This window comes from Paracoccus sp. BR5-17 (assembly GCF_055693925.1).
The window spans coordinates 1,966,088-1,986,706 of the sequence record NZ_JBVFUV010000003.1 but is presented as its reverse complement, the minus strand read 5'-3'; the positions used below and the strand labels follow the sequence as shown (position 1 = coordinate 1,986,706).

The window sequence follows — 20,619 nt, the reverse complement described above, 5'->3', positions numbered from 1 at the left end:
CATGGTGATCGAACAGGACAAGATGCGCTCGCTTGCCGCGCGCATGGCCCAGCCCGAGGTACGCGGCCGGTCGCCCTGGGCGGATGCCCGCAGGCGCTTCCTGCGCAACAAGGCGGCGATGACGGGCCTGGTGATCCTGCTGCTGGTGGTCCTGTTCGCGGTCTTCGGCAACCGGCTGGCCGTCTGGTCGAACGAGGAGCTGGATTTCAGCGTCATGGGGCAGGTCGCGACGATGGGCCGTCCCTCGTGGTCGAACGGTCATTACTTCGGCACCGACGATCTGGGCCGCGACCTGTTCGCGCGCACCGTGCAGGGCACGCAGGTCAGCCTGCTGGTGGGGATCGTCGGCGCCGGCATCGCGGTGGTCGTGGGCACGCTTTACGGCGCGGTCGCCGGCTATGTCGGCGGACGCACCGACCAGCTGATGATGCGGACCGTCGATGTCCTGATGTCGATCCCCTACATGTTCGTTCTGATCCTGCTGCTGGTCATGTTCGGCCGGTCGATGTCGATGCTGTTCCTGGGCATCGGCCTGATCTCCTGGCTGGACATGGCGCGGATCGTGCGCGGCCAGACCCTGTCGCTGAAGAACCGCGAGTTCGTCGAGGCCGCGCGCGCCACCGGCGTCTCGACCTGGCGCATCATCATCCGCCATATCGTGCCGAACCTGCTGGGCGTGGTCGCGGTCTATGCCACGCTTCTGGTGCCGCTGATGATCCTGACCGAAAGCTTCATCAGCTTCCTGGGCCTTGGCGTGCAGGAACCGCTGACCTCGTGGGGGGCGCTGATCTCGGAAGGGGCGGGCACCATGAACTATGGCACGCTGTGGCAACTGGCCTTCCCGCTGTTCTTCTTCGTCATCACGCTGTTCGGCATTTTCTTCGTGGGCGACGGCCTGCGCGACGCGCTTGACCCCAAGGAACGCTGACATGGCCCTTCTGGACATCCGCGATCTGTCCGTCCGCTTCCGCACCCATGACGGCGAGGTTCACGCCGTCAGCGACGTCAGCCTGACCGTCCAGCCGGGCGAGACGCTGGGCATCGTCGGCGAATCCGGCTCGGGCAAGTCGCAGCTGGCCTTCGCCGTGATGGGGCTTCTGGCCCGCAACGGCCGGGCCTCGGGCAGCGTCCGGCTGGAGGGGCAGGAAATCCTCAACGCCCCGGCGAAGGTCATCAACCAGGTCCGGGCCGAGAAGGTCGCGATGATCTTCCAGGATCCGATGACCTCTCTGAACCCCTACATGCGCGTGTCCGACCAGATGGCCGAGGTGCTGGTCCTGCACAAGGGCCTGTCCCGGCGCGCGGCGGTGGCGGAAGCCGTGCGGATGCTGGACGCGGTGCGGATCCCCGACGCCAGGGGCCGCGTGCGCCTTTATCCCCACGAATTCAGCGGCGGGATGCGTCAGCGGGTGATGATCGCGATGGCGCTGCTGTGCCGCCCGACGCTGCTGATCGCGGACGAACCGACGACCGCCCTGGACGTGACGGTGCAGGCGCAGATCATGACCCTGCTGGCCGACCTGCAGCGCGACCTCGGCATGGCGATGATGCTGATCACCCACGACCTGGGGGTGGTGGCGGGATCCTGTTCCCGGGTCGCGGTGATGTATGGCGGGCGCATCCGCGAACTGGGTCCGGTGGGTCCGGTCTTTGCCGATCCCGCCCATCCCTATACCCAGGGTCTGCTGGCGGCGATCCCGCGCATCGACGGGGATGACGCCGAACTGGCCGTCATTCCCGGCCAGCCCCCGGACATGAGCCGCCCGCCGCAGGGCTGCGCCTTCCGGCCACGCTGCGCCTATCGCCGCGACGCCTGCCTGGATCCCCCGGCCCTTGCGGGCTTTGCCCCCGATCGCTGGCGGGCCTGCTTTGCGCCTCTGGATGAACTCCGCTCAGGAAGGGACCATGCCCGTGACCGAACCTCTGCTTGACGTGCGCGACCTGCGGGTTGCCTTCTCCATCCGCCGCGCGGGGACGATGCCCTGGGCCAGGCCGCAGCGCCTGCAGGCGGTCAACGGGGTGGATTTCACGCTGAAGGCCGGGCAGACGCTGGGCGTCGTCGGCGAATCCGGCTGCGGCAAGTCCACGCTGGCGCGCGCGCTGATCGGGCTGGTTCCGGCGACGGGCCGTGCCGAATGGATCGACGGCGCCGACCTGATCGGCCTGTCGCCGCGGCAGATGATGGCCTATCGCAGCCAGATCCAGATGATCTTCCAGGATCCGCTGGCCAGCCTCGACCCCCGCATGACCGTGGGCCAGATCATCGCCGAGCCGCTGGTGACCCACCACCCGTCGCTGCCCCGGGCAGAGGTCCGCGACCGCGTCAAGAGGATGATGGACCGCGTGGGCCTTCTGCCGGGGCAGATCAACCGCTATCCCCATGAATTCAGCGGCGGCCAGTGCCAGCGGATCGGCATTGCCCGGGCCCTGATCGTCGAGCCGCGGCTGATCATCTGCGATGAACCCGTCAGCGCGCTTGACGTGTCCATCCAGGCGCAGGTCATCAACCTGCTGATGCAGTTGCAGAAGGACCTGGGCCTGTCGCTGATCTTCATCGCCCATGACCTGTCGGTGGTGCGCCATATCAGCGACCGGGTGATGGTCCTCTATCTTGGCAAGGTCATGGAGATCGCGCCTTCGCGCAGCCTCTATGCCCAACCGCAGCACCCTTATACCCAAGCTCTCCTGTCGGCGGTTCCGGTCCCCGACCCGGCCCATGACGCCGCCGCGCGCGTGGTGCCGCTGCAAGGCGAACTGCCCTCGCCCGTCAGCCCGCCTTCGGGCTGCGTGTTCCGCACCCGCTGCCCGCGCGCCGCACCCCACTGCGCGGCCGAGGTGCCGGTCCTGGCCGGCAGCGACCACCGGACCGCCTGCCACTTCCCCGGCCCCCTGACCGCCGACGAGATCGCCCGCGCCCGCACCCCCGGGCAGCCTGAGCAGCTTCTTCTTTGCCCAAATACCCGGCGACCGCGCCCTCAGGCGACGACGATGCGGCCCTGGCCCTCCGCCACGCGGCCGATCACCGCGGCCTCGGCAAACCCATGCTCGGCAAAGACCTCCAGCACCGCGTCCGCCTGATCGCCGGCGCAGGCGACCAGCAGGCCGCCGCTGGTCTGGGGGTCGGACAGCAGCGCGCGGTCCACCGGGTCGAACGCCTCGGGCAGCATCACCTCGGACCCGTAGCTGGCCCAGTTCCGCCCCGAGGCCCCGGTGACATGGCCGGCGCCGGCCAGGTCACGCGCGCCCGGAAGCAGCGGCACCGACGCCCAGTCCAGCCGCACCGTGCATCCAGACCCCCGCGCCATCTCCAGGGCGTGCCCCGCCAGCCCGAAGCCGGTCACGTCGGTCATGGCATGAACCCCGTCCAGCCGGGCCAGATCGGGGCCGGGCGTGTTCAGCCGCGTGGTGGCCGCCAGCATCGCGCGATAGCCCGCCTCCGGCAGGGCGCCCTTCTTCAGGGCGGCCGACATGACCCCCACCCCCAGAGGCTTGCCCAGGATCAGCACGTCCCCTGGCCGGGCGCCGGAATTGCGCTTCACATGCGCCGGATCGACCAGCCCCAGGGCCACCAGCCCATAGATTGCCTCGACCGAATCGATGGTATGGCCGCCGGCGATGGGGATGCCGGCCTCGCGGCAGGCCGCGGCGCCGCCTTCCAGGATCCGGGCGATGGTTTCGGCCGACAGCGTGTTGATCGGCATCCCCACCAGCGACAGCGCCATGATCGGCGTGCCGCCCATCGCATAGACGTCGCTGATCGCGTTGGTCGCGGCGATGCGTCCGAAGTCCAGCGGATCGTCCACGATCGGCATGAAGAAGTCCGTCGTCGCGACAAGCGCCTGCCGGTCGTTCAGCCGATAGACCGCCGCATCGTCCGATGTCTCGATCCCCACCAGAAGCGCCTCGGGAACCGGCAGCATCGCCGTCCCGCGCAGCAGGCCGGTCAGCACGCCCGGCGCGATCTTGCAGCCGCAGCCGCCGCCGTGGGACAGAGACGTAAGGCGGGGTTCGGTCTTGTGCTGGTCGTCCATGACGGTCTCCTTCGGTTCGCGACACGCTATCACCGGCAAATCGCATCTTCAACGGAACCCCGTTTGCGCTTAGGACGGTCCCGCAAGGAGAAAGCCATGCTCAAGACCCGCATCATCCCCTGCCTGGACGTCGCCGATGGCCGCGTCGTCAAGGGGGTCAACTTCGTGGACCTGATCGACGCCGGCGACCCGGTGCAGGCGGCGAAGGCCTATGACGCCGCGGGCGCGGACGAGATCTGCTTTCTGGACATCCACGCCACCCATGAAAACCGCGGCACGATGTTCGACCTGGTGACGCGCACGGCCGAACAGTGCTTCGTTCCGCTGACCGTGGGCGGAGGCGTCCGCAGCCATCGGGACGTGCGGGCGCTGCTGCTGGCGGGGGCCGACAAGGTCAGCTTCAATTCCGCCGCCGTGGCCGATCCCGACGTGGTGGCCCAGGCCGCCGACCGCTTCGGCAGCCAGTGCATCGTCGTGGCCATCGACGCCAAGACCGTGGCCGACGGCCGGTGGGAGATCTTCACCCATGGCGGCCGCAAGCCCACCGGCATCGACGCCGTGGACTTCGCCCGCACGGTCGAGGCGAAGGGCGCCGGAGAGATCCTGCTGACCAGCATGGACCGCGACGGCACCCGCGCCGGCTTCAACATCCCGCTGACCCGCGCCATCGCCGACGCCGTCAGCATCCCCGTCATCGCCTCGGGCGGGGTGGGCACGCTGGATCACCTGGTCGAGGGCGTGACCGAGGGCCATGCAAGCGCCGTGCTGGCCGCCTCGATCTTTCACTTCGGCACCTTCACCATCGCCCAGGCCAAGGCCCACATGGCCGCCGCCGGCATCCCCATGAGGCTGACATGAGCGCGCTGCACGACCTGGCCGCCACCATCGCCGCCCGCCGGACGGCCGATCCCGACGCAAGCTGGACCGCCAGGCTGCTGGCCGCCGGCCCCGAGAAATGCGCCGAGAAGTTCGGCGAGGAAGCCGTCGAGGCGATCATCGAGGCCGTCCGGGGCGACCGCGACCGGCTGACGCGCGAAGCGGCCGACGTGATCTTCCACCTGCTGGTGATGCTGGCCGCCCGCGACGTGACGCTGGCCGATGTGGAACGGGAACTGGAACGCCGCGCGGGCAGCTCGGGGATCACGGAAAAGGCCTCCCGGGGGTCCTGAACCGTCAACCCTTCCCCTTGGCGCGGCATGAAGGCTATAAGCGGGCAAAATGTCGTGGCCGGGCCCCGACGGAACGCACTTGGCAGAGGACCGCATGAGCAACGATTCCAGGAACGGCAAGCATCACGAAGGCGACGTGGCGTTCATCCAGTCGCTTGCGGACCTGCTGAAGTCCAGCGACCTGTCGGAACTGTCGGTCAAGCGGGAATACGGCGAACATGACCGCCTGACGGTCAGCCTGTCCAAGCAGGGCCGGCAGATCTCGTTTGCCCCCGCCCCCGCCCCCTCCCCCGCGGCTGCCGCCCCTGCGCCGGCGGCCGCGTCCCCCGCCCCGGCGGCGGCACCCCTGCCCGCCGCGGCCAGCATGGATCCGGCCAGCCTGCCGGGCGCCGTCACCTCGCCCATGGTGGGCACCGCCTATCTGTCGGCGGAACCCGGCGCCGCGCCCTTCGTCCAGATCGGCCAGGCCGTGGCCGAGGGCGACACGCTGCTGATCGTCGAGGCGATGAAGACGATGAACCACATCCCGTCCCCCCGCGCGGGCACCGTCAGGCGCATCCTGATCGACGACGGCACCCCGGTGGAGTTCGGCACGCCGCTGATGGTGGTCGAGTAAGCCGATGTTCGACAAGATCCTGATTGCCAACCGGGGCGAGATCGCCCTGCGCGTGATCCGCGCCTGCCGCGAGATGGGCATCGCGTCCGTTGCCGTCCATTCCACCGCCGACGCCGACGCGATGCATGTCCGCATGGCCGATGAATCCGTCTGCATCGGCCCCGCGCCGTCCTCGGCCAGCTACCTGTCTATGCCCGCCATCATCTCGGCCTGCGAGATCACGGGCGCGCAGGCAATCCATCCCGGCTATGGCTTCCTGTCGGAAAACGCCGCCTTCGTGCAGATGGTCGAGGACCACGGCATCACCTTCATCGGCCCCCGCGCGGACCATATCCGCATCATGGGCGACAAGATCACCGCCAAGGACACGATGAAGAACCTGGGCGTGCCCTGCGTACCCGGCAGCGACGGTGGCGTGGATGATGTCGATCAGGCCAGGCGGGTGGCGGCGCAGATCGGCTATCCGGTCATCGTCAAGGCCACCGCGGGGGGCGGCGGACGCGGCATGAAGGTGGCGCAGGACGAGGCGGCCCTCGAGGTCGCCTTCCGCACCGCGCGGGCCGAGGCCAAGGCCGCCTTCGGCAATCCCGACGTCTACCTGGAGAAATACCTCCAGAAGCCGCGCCACATCGAGATCCAGGTCTTTGGCGACGGCCAGGGCCGCGCCGTCCATCTGGGCGAACGCGACTGTTCGCTGCAGCGCCGCCACCAGAAGGTGCTCGAGGAAGCCCCCGGCCCCGCCATCAGCGCCCAGGAACGCGCCCGCATCGGCAAGATCTGCGCCGACGCCGTCGCCCGCATCGGCTATTCGGGCGCCGGCACGATCGAGTTCCTCTACGAGGACGGTGAGTTCTATTTCATCGAGATGAACACCCGGCTGCAGGTCGAACACCCGGTGACCGAGGCGATCTTCGGGGTGGATCTGGTCCGCCAGCAGATCCTGGTGGCCGCCGGACACGAGATGGAGTTCCGCCAGGAGGATCTGTCGATCCGGGGCCATTCGATCGAGGTGCGGATCAACGCCGAGAAGGTTCCCGGCTTCTCGCCCTGCCCCGGCAGGATCACGCAGTATCATGCGCCGGGCGGGCTGGGCGTGCGGATCGACAGCGCCCTTTATGACGGCTATTCGATCCCGCCCTACTACGACAGCCTGATCGGCAAGCTGATCGTGCATGGCCGCGACCGCCCCGAGGCCCTGGCGCGGCTGCAACGGGCCCTGGGCGAACTGATCGTGGACGGGATCGACACCACGGTTCCGCTGTTCACCGCGCTGCTCCAGGAACCCGACATCCGGTCCGGCAACTACTCGATCCACTGGCTGGAACGCTGGCTGGATCAGAAGTTCGGCTGATCCGGCCTCCATGCTGACGGCGGCGCAACTGCTGCAGGCCTATGCGCAGGGCGTCTTTCCGATGGCCGAAAGCGCCGATGATCCGCGCCTCCACTGGTTCGACCCGCCGCTGCGGGGGATCCTGCCGGTGGGAGGCGTCCACGCCTCGCGGTCGCTGCGGCGCGACCTGCGGCGCGGCGGGTGGTCGGCGCATCTGGACTGCGATTTCGACGCGGTGGTGGCGGCCTGCGCGCGGCGCGAGACGACCTGGATCAACGCGCCGCTGACCCGGCTTTATTCGCGGCTGCATCGGGCGGGCCACGCCCACGCCCTCGAGATCCGCCATGACGGGCGATTTGCCGGCGGCATCTTCGGCGTGACCATCGGGGCGGCGTTCTTCGGCGAGATCCATGGTTTCGGCGCGCCCGAACGGGTCCAAGATGGCGCTTCTGTGGACCTCGAGCCAACTGGCGCGCTGCGGCTTCGTGCTGTTCGACACGCAGTTCCTGACGCCCCATCTTCAACGGATGGGAGGTCGCGAAATCCCTCGGGCCGCGTACCGCCGGCTGCTTGCCGACGCCCTTGCGCGGCCGGCGGATCTTCGATCGCAGCCCCTGCCCGGGGCCGATCAGCTCTGGCAGGAAATCACCCAGACGTCATAGCGAGGGTCGTCAAGCGCCGACAATGCCGGCGACGACGCGATCATCCAGCCGCTGAACAGCGTGACGTTCTGCGTCATGTCGGCGATGGTCAGCTGCGCATAGGCATCCGAACTGGGATCAACGGCGGGATAGCGGCACTCACCCAGCCTCACCTCCAGCCGGCCGTAGCGGACGGCCTCTCCGACCCTGAGGGTCAGATCGGTGGTGCGGCCCGAAATCTTGTCGAGGCCGCGCAGCAAGGCCCCCTCGGCCCGGGCCACCTGCTGCGCGCCGGCGGGTAGGGACAGCGCCAGCAGGACGGCCAGGACCCGGATCACGAATTTTCCTCGTCCTGGGCCTGGCTGTCCACGAACTTCATCATCAGTTGCAGCAGGCTGACGGCGCCCTGGACATCCTCGATCTCATCCCCCGGCCGGAGGTTGTCGGGACTGCCGCCGGGCTGGATCAGGATATAGGCGCCGCCCAGCAGCCCGTCGGACTGGATCAGGGCGGCGCTGTCCGCTGGAAGAAGAATGTCGGCGGGCAGTGTCAGACGGGCGTCGGCCATGTAGGTCTGGGGGTTGAGCGCCACGTCCGACACGCGGCCCACCGGTACGCCCGCCAGACGCACCTCGGTTCCCACGGCCACCCCGTCGACATCGGGAAATGAGGCCCGAACCTCGTAGCCGGTTTCCTGCGCCATGCCCTTGCCGAAGCCCCAGACCAGGAACCCCGCAGCCACCGCCAGGACGACGGCCCCGACCAGAAGTTCTGCCCGTTGTTCGGCCCCCGCGGTCATCTATTCGGGCTGCCAGGCGTCATAGTCGCGGCGAACCGGCTGGTCCGCGTGATAAAGCGACCCTTCGGGGTAATAGGCACCCACGGTCCCGGTCGGGTTCTCGCGGTGGGGCTTTTCCCAGGGCTTGTGGGCCAGCGGAGCCTTGGTCGGCGGCTCGTTCCAGGTGTGGTGCAGCCAGCCATGCCATTCCGGGCTGATGCGGCTGGCCTGCGATTCTCCGTTGAAGATCACCCAGCGGCGCGATCCGTCCTTGTTCTGGTAGAAGACGTTGCCTTCCGCATCCTCGCCGACCTTGATGCCGTTGCGCCATGTCCAGAACTGGGTGTTGATGGTCTGGCTGTTCCACCAGGTCAGGGCGCGAAGCAGGAAGGACATGGGGCTGGAACCTCTCGATCGTGGCTGCCGCAGATATGACGCAAAGCGCATCCGAGATCCAGCCTGCCCCCTCTGCTGCGGAGAAATATCCCGGCAACCCCGCACGGAACCGCCCCCGCGCAAGAAACCGCTGCCGATCAGCCGGCGGAAGCGGTTTCCTTCTTGGGATCGGCATGAATCAGCAGCGGCTTGGCAAGCGGGTTGTCCACCGCCTCCTCGTTGACGACGACTTCCTCGACGCTGTCCATGCCGGGCAGTTCGAACATGGTGTCCAGCAGGATGTCCTCCATGATCGACCGCAGCCCCCGGGCGCCGGTCTTGCGCTTGATGGCCCGCTTGGCGATGGCCTGCAGCGCGTCTTCGGTGAAGGTCAGCTGCACGCCTTCCAGATCGAACAGGCGCTGATACTGCTTGACCAGAGCATTCTTCGGCTTGGTCAGGATGATGATCAGCGCTTCCTCGTCCAGGTCGGTCAGGGTGGCGATGACCGGCAGACGGCCGACGAATTCGGGAATCAGGCCGAACTTCAGCAGATCTTCGGGCTCCAGTTCCTTGAACAGCTCGCCCACGCCGCGGTCGTCGTTTTCCTTGACCGACGCGCCGAAGCCCATCGCGGTGCCCTTGTTACGCTGCGCGATGATCCGGTCCAGGCCCGCGAAGGCGCCCCCGCAGATGAACAGGATGTTGGTCGTGTCGACCTGCAGGAATTCCTGCTGCGGATGCTTGCGTCCCCCCTGGGGCGGGACGCTGGCGACGGTGCCTTCCATGATCTTCAGCAGGGCCTGCTGCACCCCCTCGCCCGAAACGTCGCGGGTGATCGAGGGGTTGTCGGACTTGCGGGTGATCTTGTCGACCTCGTCGATATAGACGATGCCGCGCTGCGCGCGCTCGACGTTGTATTCGGATGCCTGCAGCAGCTTCAGGATGATGTTCTCGACATCCTCGCCGACATAGCCGGCCTCGGTCAGCGTGGTCGCGTCGGCCATGGTGAAGGGGACGTCCAGGATCCGTGCCAAGGTCTGCGCCAGCAGCGTCTTGCCGCAGCCGGTCGGCCCGATCAGCAGGATGTTGGACTTGGCCAGTTCGATGTCGCCCTTGCCGCCGTGGTTCAGCCGCTTGTAGTGGTTGTGGACGGCCACTGACAGAACCCGCTTGGCGTGTTCCTGGCCGATCACGTAGTCGTCCAGGACGGCGCAGATTTCCTTCGGGGTCGGCACGCCGTCGCCCGACTTCAACCCCGAGGACTTGGTTTCCTCGCGGATGATGTCCATGCACAGTTCGACGCATTCATCGCAGATGAACACGGTTGGCCCTGCGATCAGCTTGCGCACCTCGTGCTGGCTCTTGCCGCAAAAGCTGCAATAGAGCGTGTTCTTGCTGTCACTGCCGGACTGGTTTGCCATCGTCCACGTTCCTTGATTGCCGCAGCTCTGCCCACCGCGGGCGGCCCTGATACCGGGGGCCGCGTCTGAATTGTCCAGCGGCGACAGGATCGCCGCGGCCCGTCCCTTTATGTTAGGGTTGACGCAGGCGCGTCACAATCCCCAACAAGTCTATTTCTTCTCGGGTTCCGCCTTGCCCCGCGGGGCCACGACCTCGTCGATCAGGCCCCATTCCTTTGCCTCTTGCGGCGACATGAAGCGGTCACGTTCCAGGGCCTGCTCCACTTCCTCGAGCGTGCGGCCGGTGTGGGCCACGTAGATCTCGTTCAGGCGGCGCTTCAGCTTTTCGGTTTCGCGGGCGTGGATCAGGATGTCGGTGGCCTGGCCCTGGAACCCGCCCGAGGGCTGGTGCACCATCACCCGGCTGTTGGGCAGGGAATAGCGCAGCCCCGGTTCGCCCGCCGCCAGCAGCAGCGAGCCCATCGACGCGGCCTGCCCGACCACCAGCGTGGAGACGCGTGGACGGATATACTGCATCGTGTCATAGATCGACAGGCCCGAGGTCACGACGCCGCCGGGGCTGTTGATGTACATGCTGATGTCCTTGTTGGGATTTTCAGCTTCCAGAAACAGCAGTTGCGCGCAGATCAGCGTGGACATGCCGTCATGGACCGGCCCCGAGACGAAGATGATCCGTTCCTTGAGCAGACGCGAGAAGATGTCGTAGGCCCGTTCCCCGCGCGAGGTCTGTTCGACCACCATGGGGACAAGGGTATTCATGTAGAAGTCTGCCGGATCGGTCATCGTCTGTCCTTGCCTTGTGTCCCTGTCCCGCGATTCGCCAGGGCGCTGATCCCATCGTTAGCCGCGAAAGGTTGACAGAGTCTTAGTAACCGGCAAGGTCCGCTGCAAGGCATGGAACGAACTTCGGCCCGCGGCGGACGCCGCCGACCCAAGGAGGCAGAGGTGAAACTGATCGTGGGCCTGGGCAATCCCGGCGCAAGATATGCGGCCAACCGGCACAATATCGGCTTCATGGCCATCGACCGCATCGCCGCCGACCACGGCTTTCCCCCCTGGAAGGCGCGCTTTCAGGGGCTCGTTTCGGAAGGGCGGCTGGGGCCGATGCGGGTCACCCTGCTGAAGCCGCAGGGCTTCATGAACCTGTCGGGGCAGTCGGTGGGCGAGGCGATGCGGTATCTTCGGCTGACGCCGGCAGAGGTGATCGTGCTGCACGACGAACTGGATCTGCCGCCGGGCAAATGCCGCGTCAAGCAGGGCGGCGGCCATGCCGGCCATAACGGCCTGCGGTCGATCCACCAGCACATCGGGCCCGATTACGGGCGCGTGCGGCTGGGGATCGGGCATCCCGGCCACAAGGATCGGGTGGTCGGCCACGTGCTGTCGGACTTCGCCAAGGCCGACCAGGACTGGCTTGAGGACCTGCTGCGCGGCGTTTCCGACGGAGCCGAGGCCCTGGCGCAGGGCGACGGCGGGAGGTTCCAGACCCTGGTCGCGGCCCGCACGCACCCGGCGCGGAACAGCGGCACTCGGCCCAAGGCCGCGGAAAAGGCGCCCGGCTCCCTGCCCGCGCGTCCCGAAGCGTCCCCCGCACCACCCTCGGCACCGGCCCCGGACGATCCCAAGGAACCGGGTAGTCTGGCTGACAGGCTGCGCCAGCTGACGGACCGCTTTCGCTGATCCGGGCTTGGCGCGAGGCGCGGCGGGCGCTAGCCTGACCGGCAGGAGGATCGGACATGGAACCGTCGCTGAACGTGCTGGGCACAAGGCTCGAGCCATGCTCGATGAAGCCACTGACCGGGTTTTACCGGAACGGCTGCTGCGACACCGGCCGGGAAGACCGGGGCAGCCACACCGTCTGCGTGGTGGTGGACGCCGAATTTCTGGCCCTGTCGAAATATCTGGGCAACGATCTGACGACCCCGCGCCCGGAATACCGCTTCGATGGGCTGCGCCCCGGCGACCGCTGGTGCCTTTGCGCCGCGCGCTTCCTGCAGGCCGCCCAGGAATTCGCCGCGCCGAAGGTGGTGCTGGAGGCGACCCATGCGCGGGCGCTTGACATCATCCCCCTGGCACTTCTGCGCGCGCATGCCGTCGATGCCCAGGGCTGAGGTTGCCCCGGCTGCGGCCCGAAGGGCCGCCGCAAGGGCAGCAGGCGGCGTCAGGTCTTGATGTCGAAGCCCAGATGCCGGGCCACGGTGAAGATGTCCTTGTCGCCGCGCCCGCACATGTTCATCACGATGATGTGGTCGCGCGGCAGACCGGGGGCGATCTTCATCACATGAGCCAGGGCATGGCTAGGTTCCAGGGCGGGGATGATCCCTTCCTGCGCGCAGCACAGCTGGAAAGCCTCCAGGGCCTCGGCATCGGTGATGCTGACGTATTCGGCCCGGCCGGTGTCGTTCAGCCAGGCGTGTTCCGGACCGATCCCGGGATAGTCCAGGCCGGCGCTGATCGAGTGCCCTTCGAGGATCTGGCCGTTCTCGTCCTGCAGCAGGTAGGTGCGGTTCCCGTGCAGCACGCCGGCGCGCCCGCCCGACAGGCTGGCGCAATGTTCCATCCGGTCGTCCACGCCCTTGCCGCCGGCTTCGACGCCGATGATGCGAACCTGCGTGTCGTCGAGGAAGGGATAGAACAGGCCCATGGCGTTCGATCCGCCGCCGATCGCGGCGATGATCGTGTCGGGCAGCCGCCCCTCGCGCGGGAGGATCTGTTCCTTGACCTCCTTGCCGATGATCGACTGGAAGTCGCGCACCATCGCCGGATAGGGGTGCGGCCCGGCCACCGTGCCGATGCAGTAGAAGGTGTCGCGGACGTTGGTCACCCAGTCGCGCAGCGCGTCGTTCATCGCGTCTTTCAGGGTGCCCCGGCCGCTGGTGACGGGCACGACCTCGGCCCCCAGCAGCCGCATCCGGAACACGTTGGGCGACTGGCGCTCGACGTCGTGGGCGCCCATGTAGACCACGCATCGAAGCCCGAAGCGCGCGCAGACGGTGGCGGTCGCGACGCCGTGCTGGCCGGCGCCGGTTTCGGCGATGATCCGGGTCTTGCCCATCCGGCGCGCCAGCAGGATCTGGCCCAGCACGTTGTTGATCTTGTGGGCGCCGGTGTGGTTCAGCTCGTCGCGCTTCATGTAGATCTTCGCGCCACCCAGATGATCGGTCAGGCGTTCGGCAAAATAGAGCGGCGAGGGGCGGCCCACATAATGGGTCCAGAGGTCGTCCATCTGCGCCCAGAACGCCGGATCGGTCTTGGCGCGTTCGTATTCGGCTTCCAGATCCAGGATCAGCGGCATCAGGGTTTCGCTGACGAAGCGGCCGCCATAGATGCCGAACCGGCCCTGTTCGTCGGGGCCGGTCTTGTAGCTGTTCACCAGGTCATCGGCCATCGGGTTCGCCTTCACGGTTGAAGATGGGTATTTGGGCAAAGAAGAAGCCTCAGAGGGCCTTCTTATAGCCGATATGCCTGGGGGTGAAGCCCAGCCTGTCATAGAAGCGATGGGCGTCTCTGCGGCTTGCATGGGTGGTCAGCTGCATCTGCCCGCATCCCGCCGCGCGCGCCCGCGCCTCGGCATCGACGATCAGTCTGGTCCCGATCCCCTGCCCGCGCAGGTCCGAGGCCACCCGCACCCCCTCGATCTGCGCCCGCAGCATCGCCGCGGCCGATAGCCCGGGGATGAGGACAAGCTGGTAGCAGGCCACGACCCTGTCGCCCGACAGGCCGACGATCAGCCGGTTGCCGCCCTGGGCCTGCATGGCGTCGAAGGCGGCCAGATAGGGCTGCATGTCCGTCGTCTCGCGGTCCCGTCCCAGGATGTCGTCCGCCAGAAGGGCCACGACCGCCGGAAGCTGATCGCGCAGGGCCGGAACGAACCGGACCGTCACGAAGCCGCCGCCACGAAGGCGCGGATCAGGGCCGCGTCCTTCACGCCGGGCTCGGCCTCGACCCCCGAGGACACGTCGACCGCCGGGGCGCCGGTCAGCCGGATCGCCTCGGCCACGTTTTGGGCGGTCAGGCCGCCGGCCAGCATCCAGGGACGCAGCCATGTCCGCCCGACCAGCAGGCGCCAGTCGAACGAGAGGCCGTTGCCGCCGGGAAGGTCCGCGTCGCGGGGCGGCTTGGCGTCGATCAGCAGCATGTCGGCCACCAGAGCGTAATCGGTCAGCGCCGGCAGATCCTCGGGGCCTGCAAGGCCGACCGCCTTCATCACCGGAAGGCCGGTCAGCGCCTTGACGGCCGCAACCCGGTCGGGGGTTTCGCCGCCATGAAGCTGGATCACGTCCAGCGGCAGCCGGTCCAGCACCTGATCCAGCAGGGCGTCGTCGGGGTTCACGAACAGGCCGACCGTCGCCACGCCGACAGGGACATGGGGCACCAGGGCGGCCGCCTGTTCCAGCGTGACCGCGCGCGGTGAGGTCGGGAAGAACACAAGGCCCACATAACGCGCCCCGGCCTGGGCCGCGGCGGCGATGTGGTCGGGCCGGCGCAGGCCGCAGATCTTGACCTGAGCCACGCCTCAGGTCCGGGCAGGCAGGGTCGTGCCGGGCGCGGGTTCGGCCGAGGCCACCGGCAGGGCGGGCCGTGCCTCGGCGCGCGGCCGGTCGAGGATCGCCAGCACCTCGTCCTTGGGCGCGGCGTGGCGGTGGCGCAGGTGGCCGACCTCGCCTTCAAGCTGGGCAGCCCGGCTGGCATTGGCCCTGGCCTCGCGGCGCAGGTGGGATTCGCGCAGCCATTCCCAGATCAGGCCCGCCACCATGCCCAGGGCGAAGGCCAGGAAGATCACCAGGAACAGCGGCAGATCCACCGACCAGCGGCCCCCCAGATAGGCCCCGAAATTCGCCGGAAACGCCGACAGCGTCACGACGTCGCGGTTAGCCAAGGCCACGGCGATCAGGATGACCGCCAGCAGCACCAGGAAGATCAGTCGGAGAAAGCGCATGGGATGTCCTTGGTTGCGGCCGCCGGGCGCGGCACGGGATGCTGCGCCCTGTTAATCCGTTCAGGCGTCCCCGTTCAACCGGTCCCGCAACAGCTTGCCGGTCTTGAAGAAGGGAACGTATTTCTGGTCCACGTCCACGGCTTCCCCGTCCTGGGGTTGCGGCCGGTCCGGGCGTCTCGTTTCTTGACGGAAAAGGCGCCGAAGCCGCGCAGTTCGACCCGGTCCCCGCGTGCCATGGCGTCGATGATCTCCTCGAACACGGTGTTCACGATCCTTTCGACATCGCGCCGAAACAGGTGCGGATTTTCATCAGCGATAAGCTGGATCAGTTCGGACCGGATCATCATTCCCCCAGGCGGTGTAACGGCAAGTCGTCGTCCGAAAGACTTGCGAGAAAAGGCAACGCAGCAAAAGGTCCCCAGTTTCCATAGCGATGCCAGTTTTGTCCCCCGCGCGCAAGGGAGGTGCGGCCCCCGCCCGCCCGCGCCAACGCGAAAAGGCCCGCCCCGCAACAGCGGGACGGGCCTGGCCGCGAGAAGGCGGCGATCAGTTGTTGCGGTTCAGCGCCGCGCCCAGGATATCGCCCAGCGACGCGCCCGAATCCGAGGAGCCGTACTGGTCGATGGCTTCCTTTTCCTCGGCGATCTCGCGCGCCTTGATCGACAGGCCCAGACGGCGGGTCTTGGTGTCGATGTTGGTGACGCGGGCATCGACCTTGTCGCCGACCTGGAAGCGCTCGGGGCGCTGATCCTGGCGGTCGCGGGCCAGATCGCTGCGGCGGATGAACGACTTGACGCCGTTGTATTCCACCTCGATGCCGCCATCCTCGATCGCCGTCACCTCGACGGTGACGACCGAGCCGCGCTTCACGCCATCGACGGCCTCGGCCATGTGCTCGTTTTCAAGCGACTTGATCGACAGGCTGATGCGTTCCTTCTCGACATCCACGTCCTGGACGACGGCCTTGACCACGTCGCCCTTGCGGAAGTCCTGGATCGCGTCCTCGCCCCGGGTGTCCCAGGAGATGTCGGACAGGTGAACCATGCCGTCGATGTCGCCTTCCAGACCGATGAACAGACCGAACTCGGTGATGTTCTTGACCTCGCCCTCGATGACGGTGCCGGCCGGATGGGTTTCGGCAAAGACCTCCCACGGGTTGCGCTGCGTCTGCTTCAGGCCCAGCGAGACGCGGCGCTTGGCCTCGTCGATCTCCAGCACCATCACGTCAACCTCTTGCGAGGTCGAGACGATCTTGCCCGGGTGGACGTTCTTCTTGGTCCAGCTCATCTCGCTGACATGGACCAGACCCTCGACCCCGGCTTCCAGTTCGACGAAGGCGCCGTAGTCGGTGATGTTGGTCACGCGGCCCTGATGGACCGAGCCGATCGGGAACTTCTCGGCCACGGTATCCCAGGGATCGGCCTGCAGCTGCTTCATGCCCAGGCTGATGCGGTGGCTGTCCTTGTTGATCTTGATGACCTGAACCTTCAGGGTCTCGCCGATCGACAGGATTTCCGAAGGGTGGTTGACGCGGCGCCAGGCCATGTCGGTGACGTGCAGCAGGCCATCAACGCCGCCCAGATCCACGAACGCACCGTATTCGGTGATGTTCTTGACGACGCCATCGACCACCTGGCCTTCGGTCAGGTTGGCAATGACCTCGGCGCGCTGTTCAGCGCGGCTTTCCTCCAGGATGGCGCGGCGCGACACGACGATGTTGCCGCGGCGGCGGTCCATCTTGAGGATCTGGAACGGCTGCTTCAGACCCATCAGCGGGCCGGCATCGCGCACGGGGCGCACGTCCACCTGCGACCCCGGCAGGAAGGCCACGGCGCCGCCCAGATCGACGGTAAAGCCGCCCTTGACGCGGCCGAAGATGGCGCCTTCGACGCGTTCCTCGTTGGCATAGGCCTTTTCCAGGCGGTCCCAGGCTTCCTCGCGGCGAGCCTTCTCGCGCGAGATGCTGGCCTCGCCACGGGCGTTCTCCACGCGGTCCAGATAGACCTCGACCTCGTCACCCACCTTGATGCTGGGTTCCTCGCCGGGATTTGCGAATTCCTTCAGATCGACGCGGCCTTCCATCTTGTAGCCGACGTCGATGATGGCCTGGCCTGCCTCGATGGCGATGACGCGGCCCTTGACGACCGAACCTTCGTCCGGAGTGTCGATGTCGAAGCTTTCGTTGAGGAGGGCTTCGAATTCCTCCATGGTCGCTTTAGCGCACATATATGATCGGTTTCCTTTACGACGATTTGACTGGCCATGCGGTTGGCTCCGCCGGTCTTTATGGCTGCCTTGCGGTAACGACAAAGGGTCGCGGCATGACGCCCGACCCGTTCCGTGGTGGCCTGTTGTGACCATGTCGCCCAAAGACTGGACGTGATATAGGGCGGCTTGGGGCGCAACTCAATGCCAAACTGCGCCCGGCCCCGCGTCACGCGGTGCTGAAGACGCTTTCGCTGGCGCCCGGCACCACCGGCTTTTCCGCCGGCTGATGCGCGACCCAGATCCCGCTCTCGCGCGAGAAGTATTCGTATTCCGGCGGCTGGAACGCGGTACGGTCCATCGGCGCGATGTGGCGTTCGATCGACAGCAGGGGGCCGGCCACCTCGAGGATCGCGAATTCGTTCTGCCGATCCGTCACCCGCCCGCACAGGGCCGTGCCCGCCTGCACCTGCAGCAGCCCCGGATGGGCGGTCTGGTCCAGCATCGCACCGGTCGCCCAGACGTGCAGATGCCCCGACAGCGCGATATGCGCCCCCGCGCGGGCCAGCCGCGCCAGCGTCTCGGGGGCACGCAGGGTCAGATCCTTGTTGACCTCGGCCAGGTGTTCCAGGGGATGATGCAGCGCCACGATGTTGACCGACCCGGGATCGAGATCCTCCTCCAACCGCCCGAGTTCCCGGTTGCGGATGATGCCGCGCTGCACCGCGAAGGGGTTTGCGCTGTTCAGGGGCAGGACCCGGACCTTGCCGATCTGCCGGGCCGGGGGCAGCGTCGGCCCCATTGCCCGGCGAAACCCGCGCCAAGGCGCCAGGAACCGCATCGGCAGGTTGTAGAGCGGCACGTCGTGATTGCCCGGGATCACCATCACCGGCGCCTCGATCCGCGACAGGAAGGCCGCCGCCTGGTCATACTGACGCGACCGGGCGCGATGCGTCACATCGCCCGTCACCACCACCAGATCCGGCCGGGCGGCGTTCAGCCGGTCCAGCAGCGGGTCGACCAGTTCCGCGCGGTGGAAGCCGAAATGCAGGTCCGAAAGATGGGCGATGCGGGTCACGCCTTGGGATCCGGCGTCTTGCTGCGGCCGTCGGCGGGAACCAGCACCTTCAGCCCGCCATGCATCACGTCGATATGGAACGGGCTTTCCATCCGGGTCTTTTCGCCGTCATGCGCGACCAGCGGGCGGGGCTGGTTCGTCTCGATCGTCATGCTGTCCGTCACGATCAGGTCGAAGTCGCTGTTCTTGGCACTGAGGCCCAGGGCCAGCCGCAAGGCCGAACGCATCAGCGGCAGCGGCTTGCGGGCCTTGGCGATCAGCACGGCCATCTGCCCGTTGCGGACCGCGTCCGCCCCGTCCAGGCCAACCGAATCAAGCTGGTAGGCGCTGCGGGCCACGAAGACCAGGGCGGTGGTGAACCGGCGTTCCTCGCCATCGACGATCGCCGCAAGCCGCATCGGATGCCGCAACCGGCGCATCGCCACCAGAACCGACCAGTAGGCGGCGATGCGCGACCGGCCCCACCGCTTGTAGATGCCCTCGCGGGTCTTGAGGATATGCGGATAGACCCCCAGGCTGACATTGTTGAGAAACACGAGGCCGTCGATCCGGCCCACATCGACGGCGCGGGGCCGTGCGTCCAGCAGGGTTTCCAGCGCCTCCTCGATGGTCTCGCCCACGCCCAGATCGCGGGCGAAATAGTTGAAGGTGCCGCCCGGCAGCACCCCCATCAGCGTGTCGGTTCCCGCCAGCGCGCCGGCCACGGCCGACTGCGTGCCATCGCCACCCGCCGCCACGACCACATCGAAGCCGTCCTTCACGGCCTGCCTGGCCAGGTGGATCAACTGGTCGCCCTGGCCGGTTTCACGCAGCGCGAATTCGGCCACCTTGTCCTGCAGGGCCTCGCGGATGACATCGGCCTGCGCCTGCTGCTTGCCCGAGCCGCGGTTGCGGATCACGCACAGCCTGCAGGCTGAAAGATCGACTTTGTCGGCGATGTCGCGCATGGGAAGCCCCGGTTGATTGCCCTTCTCAACACGCGGGGCCGCGGGGCAGTTTCACCGCGCCCGCATCAAAGGCTCTGCGCCGCCTGCCGGACCGAAGGACGCAGCCCCGCGCCGCCCTGGGCGACATAGGATTTCAGCTGCTCGCGCATCCGCGGTTCCCAATAGTCCTTCAGATGCGCGGCGATCCTTTCGGGCGCATCGCCCGGCTGCGTGTCGAAGAAGGCGGCGATCTGGTTGGCCATCGTGACCATCTTCTCAGGCGACATCGGACACCTTTGCGCGAAGGCGTTCCGGGTGGCAGAACAGGTCGAAACCCTCGCCGCGCGCGAAGGCGGCCAGGGTCAGGCCGGCGCCTTCGGCCAGGCGCAGCGCGTGCAGGGTCGGCGCCGATACGGCGATCAGCACGGCGCAGCCGGCCATCGCGCATTTCTGCACCATCTCGGTCGAGACGCGGCTGGTCAGGACGATGGCCCCCTGCGCGGGATCGACGCCCTGGCGCGCCATCGCGCCGATCAGCTTGTCCAGCGCGTTGTGGCGGCCCACATCCTCTCGCGCCAGCACCACCCCCTGCCCCGGCCGCAGGAAACCCGCCGCATGGACTGCCCGCGTGCGGTCGTGCAGCGGCTGCCAGCCGCGCAGCAGAGTCGGTGGCGGACGCGATCTCGGCCGCGGTCAGGGCCGGGCCGATGCCGGCGAGGCTGGGCAGCGACCGGACGGCGGCCTCGATGCTGTCGATCCCGCAAAGGCCGCAGCCGACCGGACCGGCCAGCGACCGGCGGCGGGCGGCAAGCGCCGCGCCGCGATCCTCGGCCAGCCACATCTGCGCCTCGATGCCCTTGTCGTGGGCGATCACCTCGCAACTGGCGATCTGCCCGGGGTCGGTGACGATCCCCTCGGTCAGCGAGAAGCCCAGGGCGAAGTCCTGAACATCGGCGGGCGTCGCCATCATCACGGCATGGGTCGAACCGTCATAGACCATGGCGATGGCGGCCTCCTCGGGCAGGGCGCGGGTCACCGCGACGCTGCTTTCGGGGCGGTGGTGGATCGCGTCCCAGGCCCCGAAGGGCGGCGGCAGGTTCATGGCCT

General features: G+C 67.6%; 22 protein-coding genes and 4 pseudogenes. 10 read left to right on the top strand and 16 right to left on the bottom strand.

The window, feature by feature from the left end; translation table 11 throughout:
• The first annotated feature begins 1 nt into the window (after position 1).
• From ACZ1HC_RS11350 to ACZ1HC_RS11340, 3 genes and pseudogenes are all read left to right on the top strand, one after another.
• Complete coding sequence (locus ACZ1HC_RS11350; protein ID WP_472700072.1) at positions 2-928, top strand: ABC transporter permease subunit; 927 nt, start codon at positions 2-4, stop codon at positions 926-928.
• A gap of 1 nt (position 929) precedes the next feature.
• A complete protein-coding gene (locus ACZ1HC_RS11345) occupies positions 930-1,931 on the top strand; it encodes an oligopeptide/dipeptide ABC transporter ATP-binding protein (protein ID WP_472700071.1) in 1,002 nt (333 codons plus the stop codon).
• A pseudogene (locus ACZ1HC_RS11340) lies at positions 1,906-2,904 on the top strand (oligopeptide/dipeptide ABC transporter ATP-binding protein); the annotation flags it as partial. The gene ACZ1HC_RS11345 and the pseudogene ACZ1HC_RS11340, both read left to right, overlap by 26 nt.
• Positions 2,905-2,975: 71 nt before the next feature.
• Here the strand turns inward: ACZ1HC_RS11340 and selD are convergent.
• Positions 2,976-4,031 carry a selenide, water dikinase SelD gene (gene selD, locus ACZ1HC_RS11335; protein WP_472700070.1) on the bottom strand — a complete coding sequence of 352 codons (1,056 nt, stop codon included), beginning with the start codon at positions 4,029-4,031 and terminating at the stop codon, positions 2,976-2,978.
• A 96-nt stretch (positions 4,032-4,127) separates the two neighbouring features.
• Here selD and hisF point away from each other — a divergent pair, with 96 nt between their 5' ends.
• The 5 genes and pseudogenes from hisF (at position 4,128) to aat (ending at position 7,808) form a co-directional block, all read left to right on the top strand.
• Positions 4,128-4,889 carry an imidazole glycerol phosphate synthase subunit HisF gene (hisF, locus tag ACZ1HC_RS11330; RefSeq protein WP_472700069.1) on the top strand — a complete coding sequence of 254 codons (762 nt, stop codon included), beginning with the start codon at positions 4,128-4,130 and terminating at the stop codon, positions 4,887-4,889.
• Positions 4,886-5,200 (top strand): phosphoribosyl-ATP diphosphatase, encoded by a 315-nt coding sequence (locus tag ACZ1HC_RS11325; protein WP_472700068.1) that lies wholly within the window; start codon positions 4,886-4,888, stop codon positions 5,198-5,200. Before hisF ends, ACZ1HC_RS11325 begins: the two co-directional genes overlap by 4 nt.
• 94 nt (positions 5,201-5,294) lie before the next feature.
• A complete protein-coding gene (gene accB, locus ACZ1HC_RS11320; protein ID WP_472700067.1) occupies positions 5,295-5,816 on the top strand; it encodes an acetyl-CoA carboxylase biotin carboxyl carrier protein in 522 nt (173 codons plus the stop codon).
• A 4-nt stretch (positions 5,817-5,820) separates the two neighbouring features.
• Positions 5,821-7,167, top strand: a complete 1,347-nt coding sequence (gene accC, locus ACZ1HC_RS11315) for an acetyl-CoA carboxylase biotin carboxylase subunit (protein WP_472700066.1) — start codon at positions 5,821-5,823, stop codon at positions 7,165-7,167.
• A gap of 10 nt (positions 7,168-7,177) precedes the next feature.
• Positions 7,178-7,808 (top strand): annotated as a pseudogene (gene aat, locus ACZ1HC_RS11310) (leucyl/phenylalanyl-tRNA--protein transferase).
• Here the strand turns inward: aat and ACZ1HC_RS11305 are convergent.
• The 5 genes from ACZ1HC_RS11305 to ACZ1HC_RS11285 form a co-directional block, all read right to left on the bottom strand.
• A complete protein-coding gene (locus ACZ1HC_RS11305) occupies positions 7,775-8,125 on the bottom strand; it encodes a DUF2155 domain-containing protein (protein ID WP_472700065.1) in 351 nt (116 codons plus the stop codon). The pseudogene aat and the gene ACZ1HC_RS11305 overlap by 34 nt on opposite strands.
• Positions 8,122-8,586 (bottom strand): outer membrane lipid asymmetry maintenance protein MlaD, encoded by a 465-nt coding sequence (mlaD, locus tag ACZ1HC_RS11300; RefSeq protein WP_472700064.1) that lies wholly within the window; start codon positions 8,584-8,586, stop codon positions 8,122-8,124. The genes ACZ1HC_RS11305 and mlaD overlap by 4 nt, the downstream gene beginning before the upstream one ends.
• Positions 8,587-8,961 (bottom strand): NADH:ubiquinone oxidoreductase subunit NDUFA12, encoded by a 375-nt coding sequence (locus ACZ1HC_RS11295; protein WP_472700063.1) that lies wholly within the window; start codon positions 8,959-8,961, stop codon positions 8,587-8,589. It abuts the gene before it with no gap.
• A gap of 137 nt (positions 8,962-9,098) precedes the next feature.
• Complete coding sequence (gene clpX, locus ACZ1HC_RS11290; protein WP_472700062.1) at positions 9,099-10,364, bottom strand: ATP-dependent Clp protease ATP-binding subunit ClpX; 1,266 nt, start codon at positions 10,362-10,364, stop codon at positions 9,099-9,101.
• A 150-nt stretch (positions 10,365-10,514) separates the two neighbouring features.
• The gene (locus tag ACZ1HC_RS11285; protein WP_472700061.1) at positions 10,515-11,147 is read right to left on the bottom strand and encodes an ATP-dependent Clp protease proteolytic subunit; all 633 of its coding nucleotides are present in this window, start codon (positions 11,145-11,147) and stop codon (positions 10,515-10,517) included.
• A 162-nt stretch (positions 11,148-11,309) separates the two neighbouring features.
• On the opposite strand from ACZ1HC_RS11285, the gene pth reads away from it, so the two are divergent.
• Together pth and ACZ1HC_RS11275 are read left to right on the top strand one after the other, a co-directional pair.
• The gene (pth, locus tag ACZ1HC_RS11280) at positions 11,310-12,044 is read left to right on the top strand and encodes an aminoacyl-tRNA hydrolase (RefSeq protein WP_472700060.1); all 735 of its coding nucleotides are present in this window, start codon (positions 11,310-11,312) and stop codon (positions 12,042-12,044) included.
• Positions 12,045-12,100: 56 nt separating this feature from the next.
• On the top strand, positions 12,101-12,475 hold the full coding sequence (locus ACZ1HC_RS11275; RefSeq protein WP_472700059.1) for a DUF2237 family protein: 375 nt from the start codon (positions 12,101-12,103) through the stop codon (positions 12,473-12,475).
• 50 nt (positions 12,476-12,525) lie between these two features.
• Here the strand turns inward: ACZ1HC_RS11275 and trpB are convergent, their stop codons facing one another.
• The 10 genes and pseudogenes from trpB to fdhD form a co-directional block, all read right to left on the bottom strand.
• Positions 12,526-13,752 carry a tryptophan synthase subunit beta gene (trpB, locus tag ACZ1HC_RS11270; RefSeq protein ID WP_472700058.1) on the bottom strand — a complete coding sequence of 409 codons (1,227 nt, stop codon included), beginning with the start codon at positions 13,750-13,752 and terminating at the stop codon, positions 12,526-12,528.
• Positions 13,753-13,801: 49 nt separating this feature from the next.
• A complete protein-coding gene (locus ACZ1HC_RS11265) occupies positions 13,802-14,248 on the bottom strand; it encodes a GNAT family N-acetyltransferase (protein WP_472700057.1) in 447 nt (148 codons plus the stop codon).
• On the bottom strand, positions 14,245-14,877 hold the full coding sequence (locus ACZ1HC_RS11260) for a phosphoribosylanthranilate isomerase (protein WP_472700056.1): 633 nt from the start codon (positions 14,875-14,877) through the stop codon (positions 14,245-14,247). The genes ACZ1HC_RS11265 and ACZ1HC_RS11260 overlap by 4 nt, the downstream gene beginning before the upstream one ends.
• A gap of 3 nt (positions 14,878-14,880) precedes the next feature.
• Positions 14,881-15,303 carry a LapA family protein gene (locus tag ACZ1HC_RS11255; protein WP_472700055.1) on the bottom strand — a complete coding sequence of 141 codons (423 nt, stop codon included), beginning with the start codon at positions 15,301-15,303 and terminating at the stop codon, positions 14,881-14,883.
• Positions 15,304-15,363: 60 nt separating this feature from the next.
• Positions 15,364-15,647 (bottom strand): annotated as a pseudogene (gene ihfB / locus ACZ1HC_RS11250) (integration host factor subunit beta).
• Between the two features lie 202 nt (positions 15,648-15,849).
• A complete protein-coding gene (gene rpsA / locus ACZ1HC_RS11245) occupies positions 15,850-17,529 on the bottom strand; it encodes a 30S ribosomal protein S1 (protein ID WP_472700054.1) in 1,680 nt (559 codons plus the stop codon).
• Between the two features lie 208 nt (positions 17,530-17,737).
• Entirely contained in the window at positions 17,738-18,586 is an 849-nt protein-coding gene (locus tag ACZ1HC_RS11240; RefSeq protein WP_472700053.1) for a metallophosphoesterase family protein, read from the bottom strand.
• Entirely contained in the window at positions 18,583-19,533 is a 951-nt protein-coding gene (locus ACZ1HC_RS11235) for a diacylglycerol/lipid kinase family protein (protein WP_472700052.1), read from the bottom strand. The genes ACZ1HC_RS11240 and ACZ1HC_RS11235 overlap by 4 nt, the downstream gene beginning before the upstream one ends.
• Before the next feature lie 65 nt (positions 19,534-19,598).
• Positions 19,599-19,799, bottom strand: coding sequence for a formate dehydrogenase subunit delta (locus ACZ1HC_RS11230; RefSeq protein WP_472700051.1), 201 nt, complete (start codon positions 19,797-19,799; stop codon positions 19,599-19,601).
• Positions 19,789-20,614: pseudogene (gene fdhD, locus ACZ1HC_RS11225) on the bottom strand (formate dehydrogenase accessory sulfurtransferase FdhD). Before fdhD ends, ACZ1HC_RS11230 begins: the two are co-directional and overlap by 11 nt.
• Positions 20,615-20,619 lie beyond the last annotated feature (5 nt).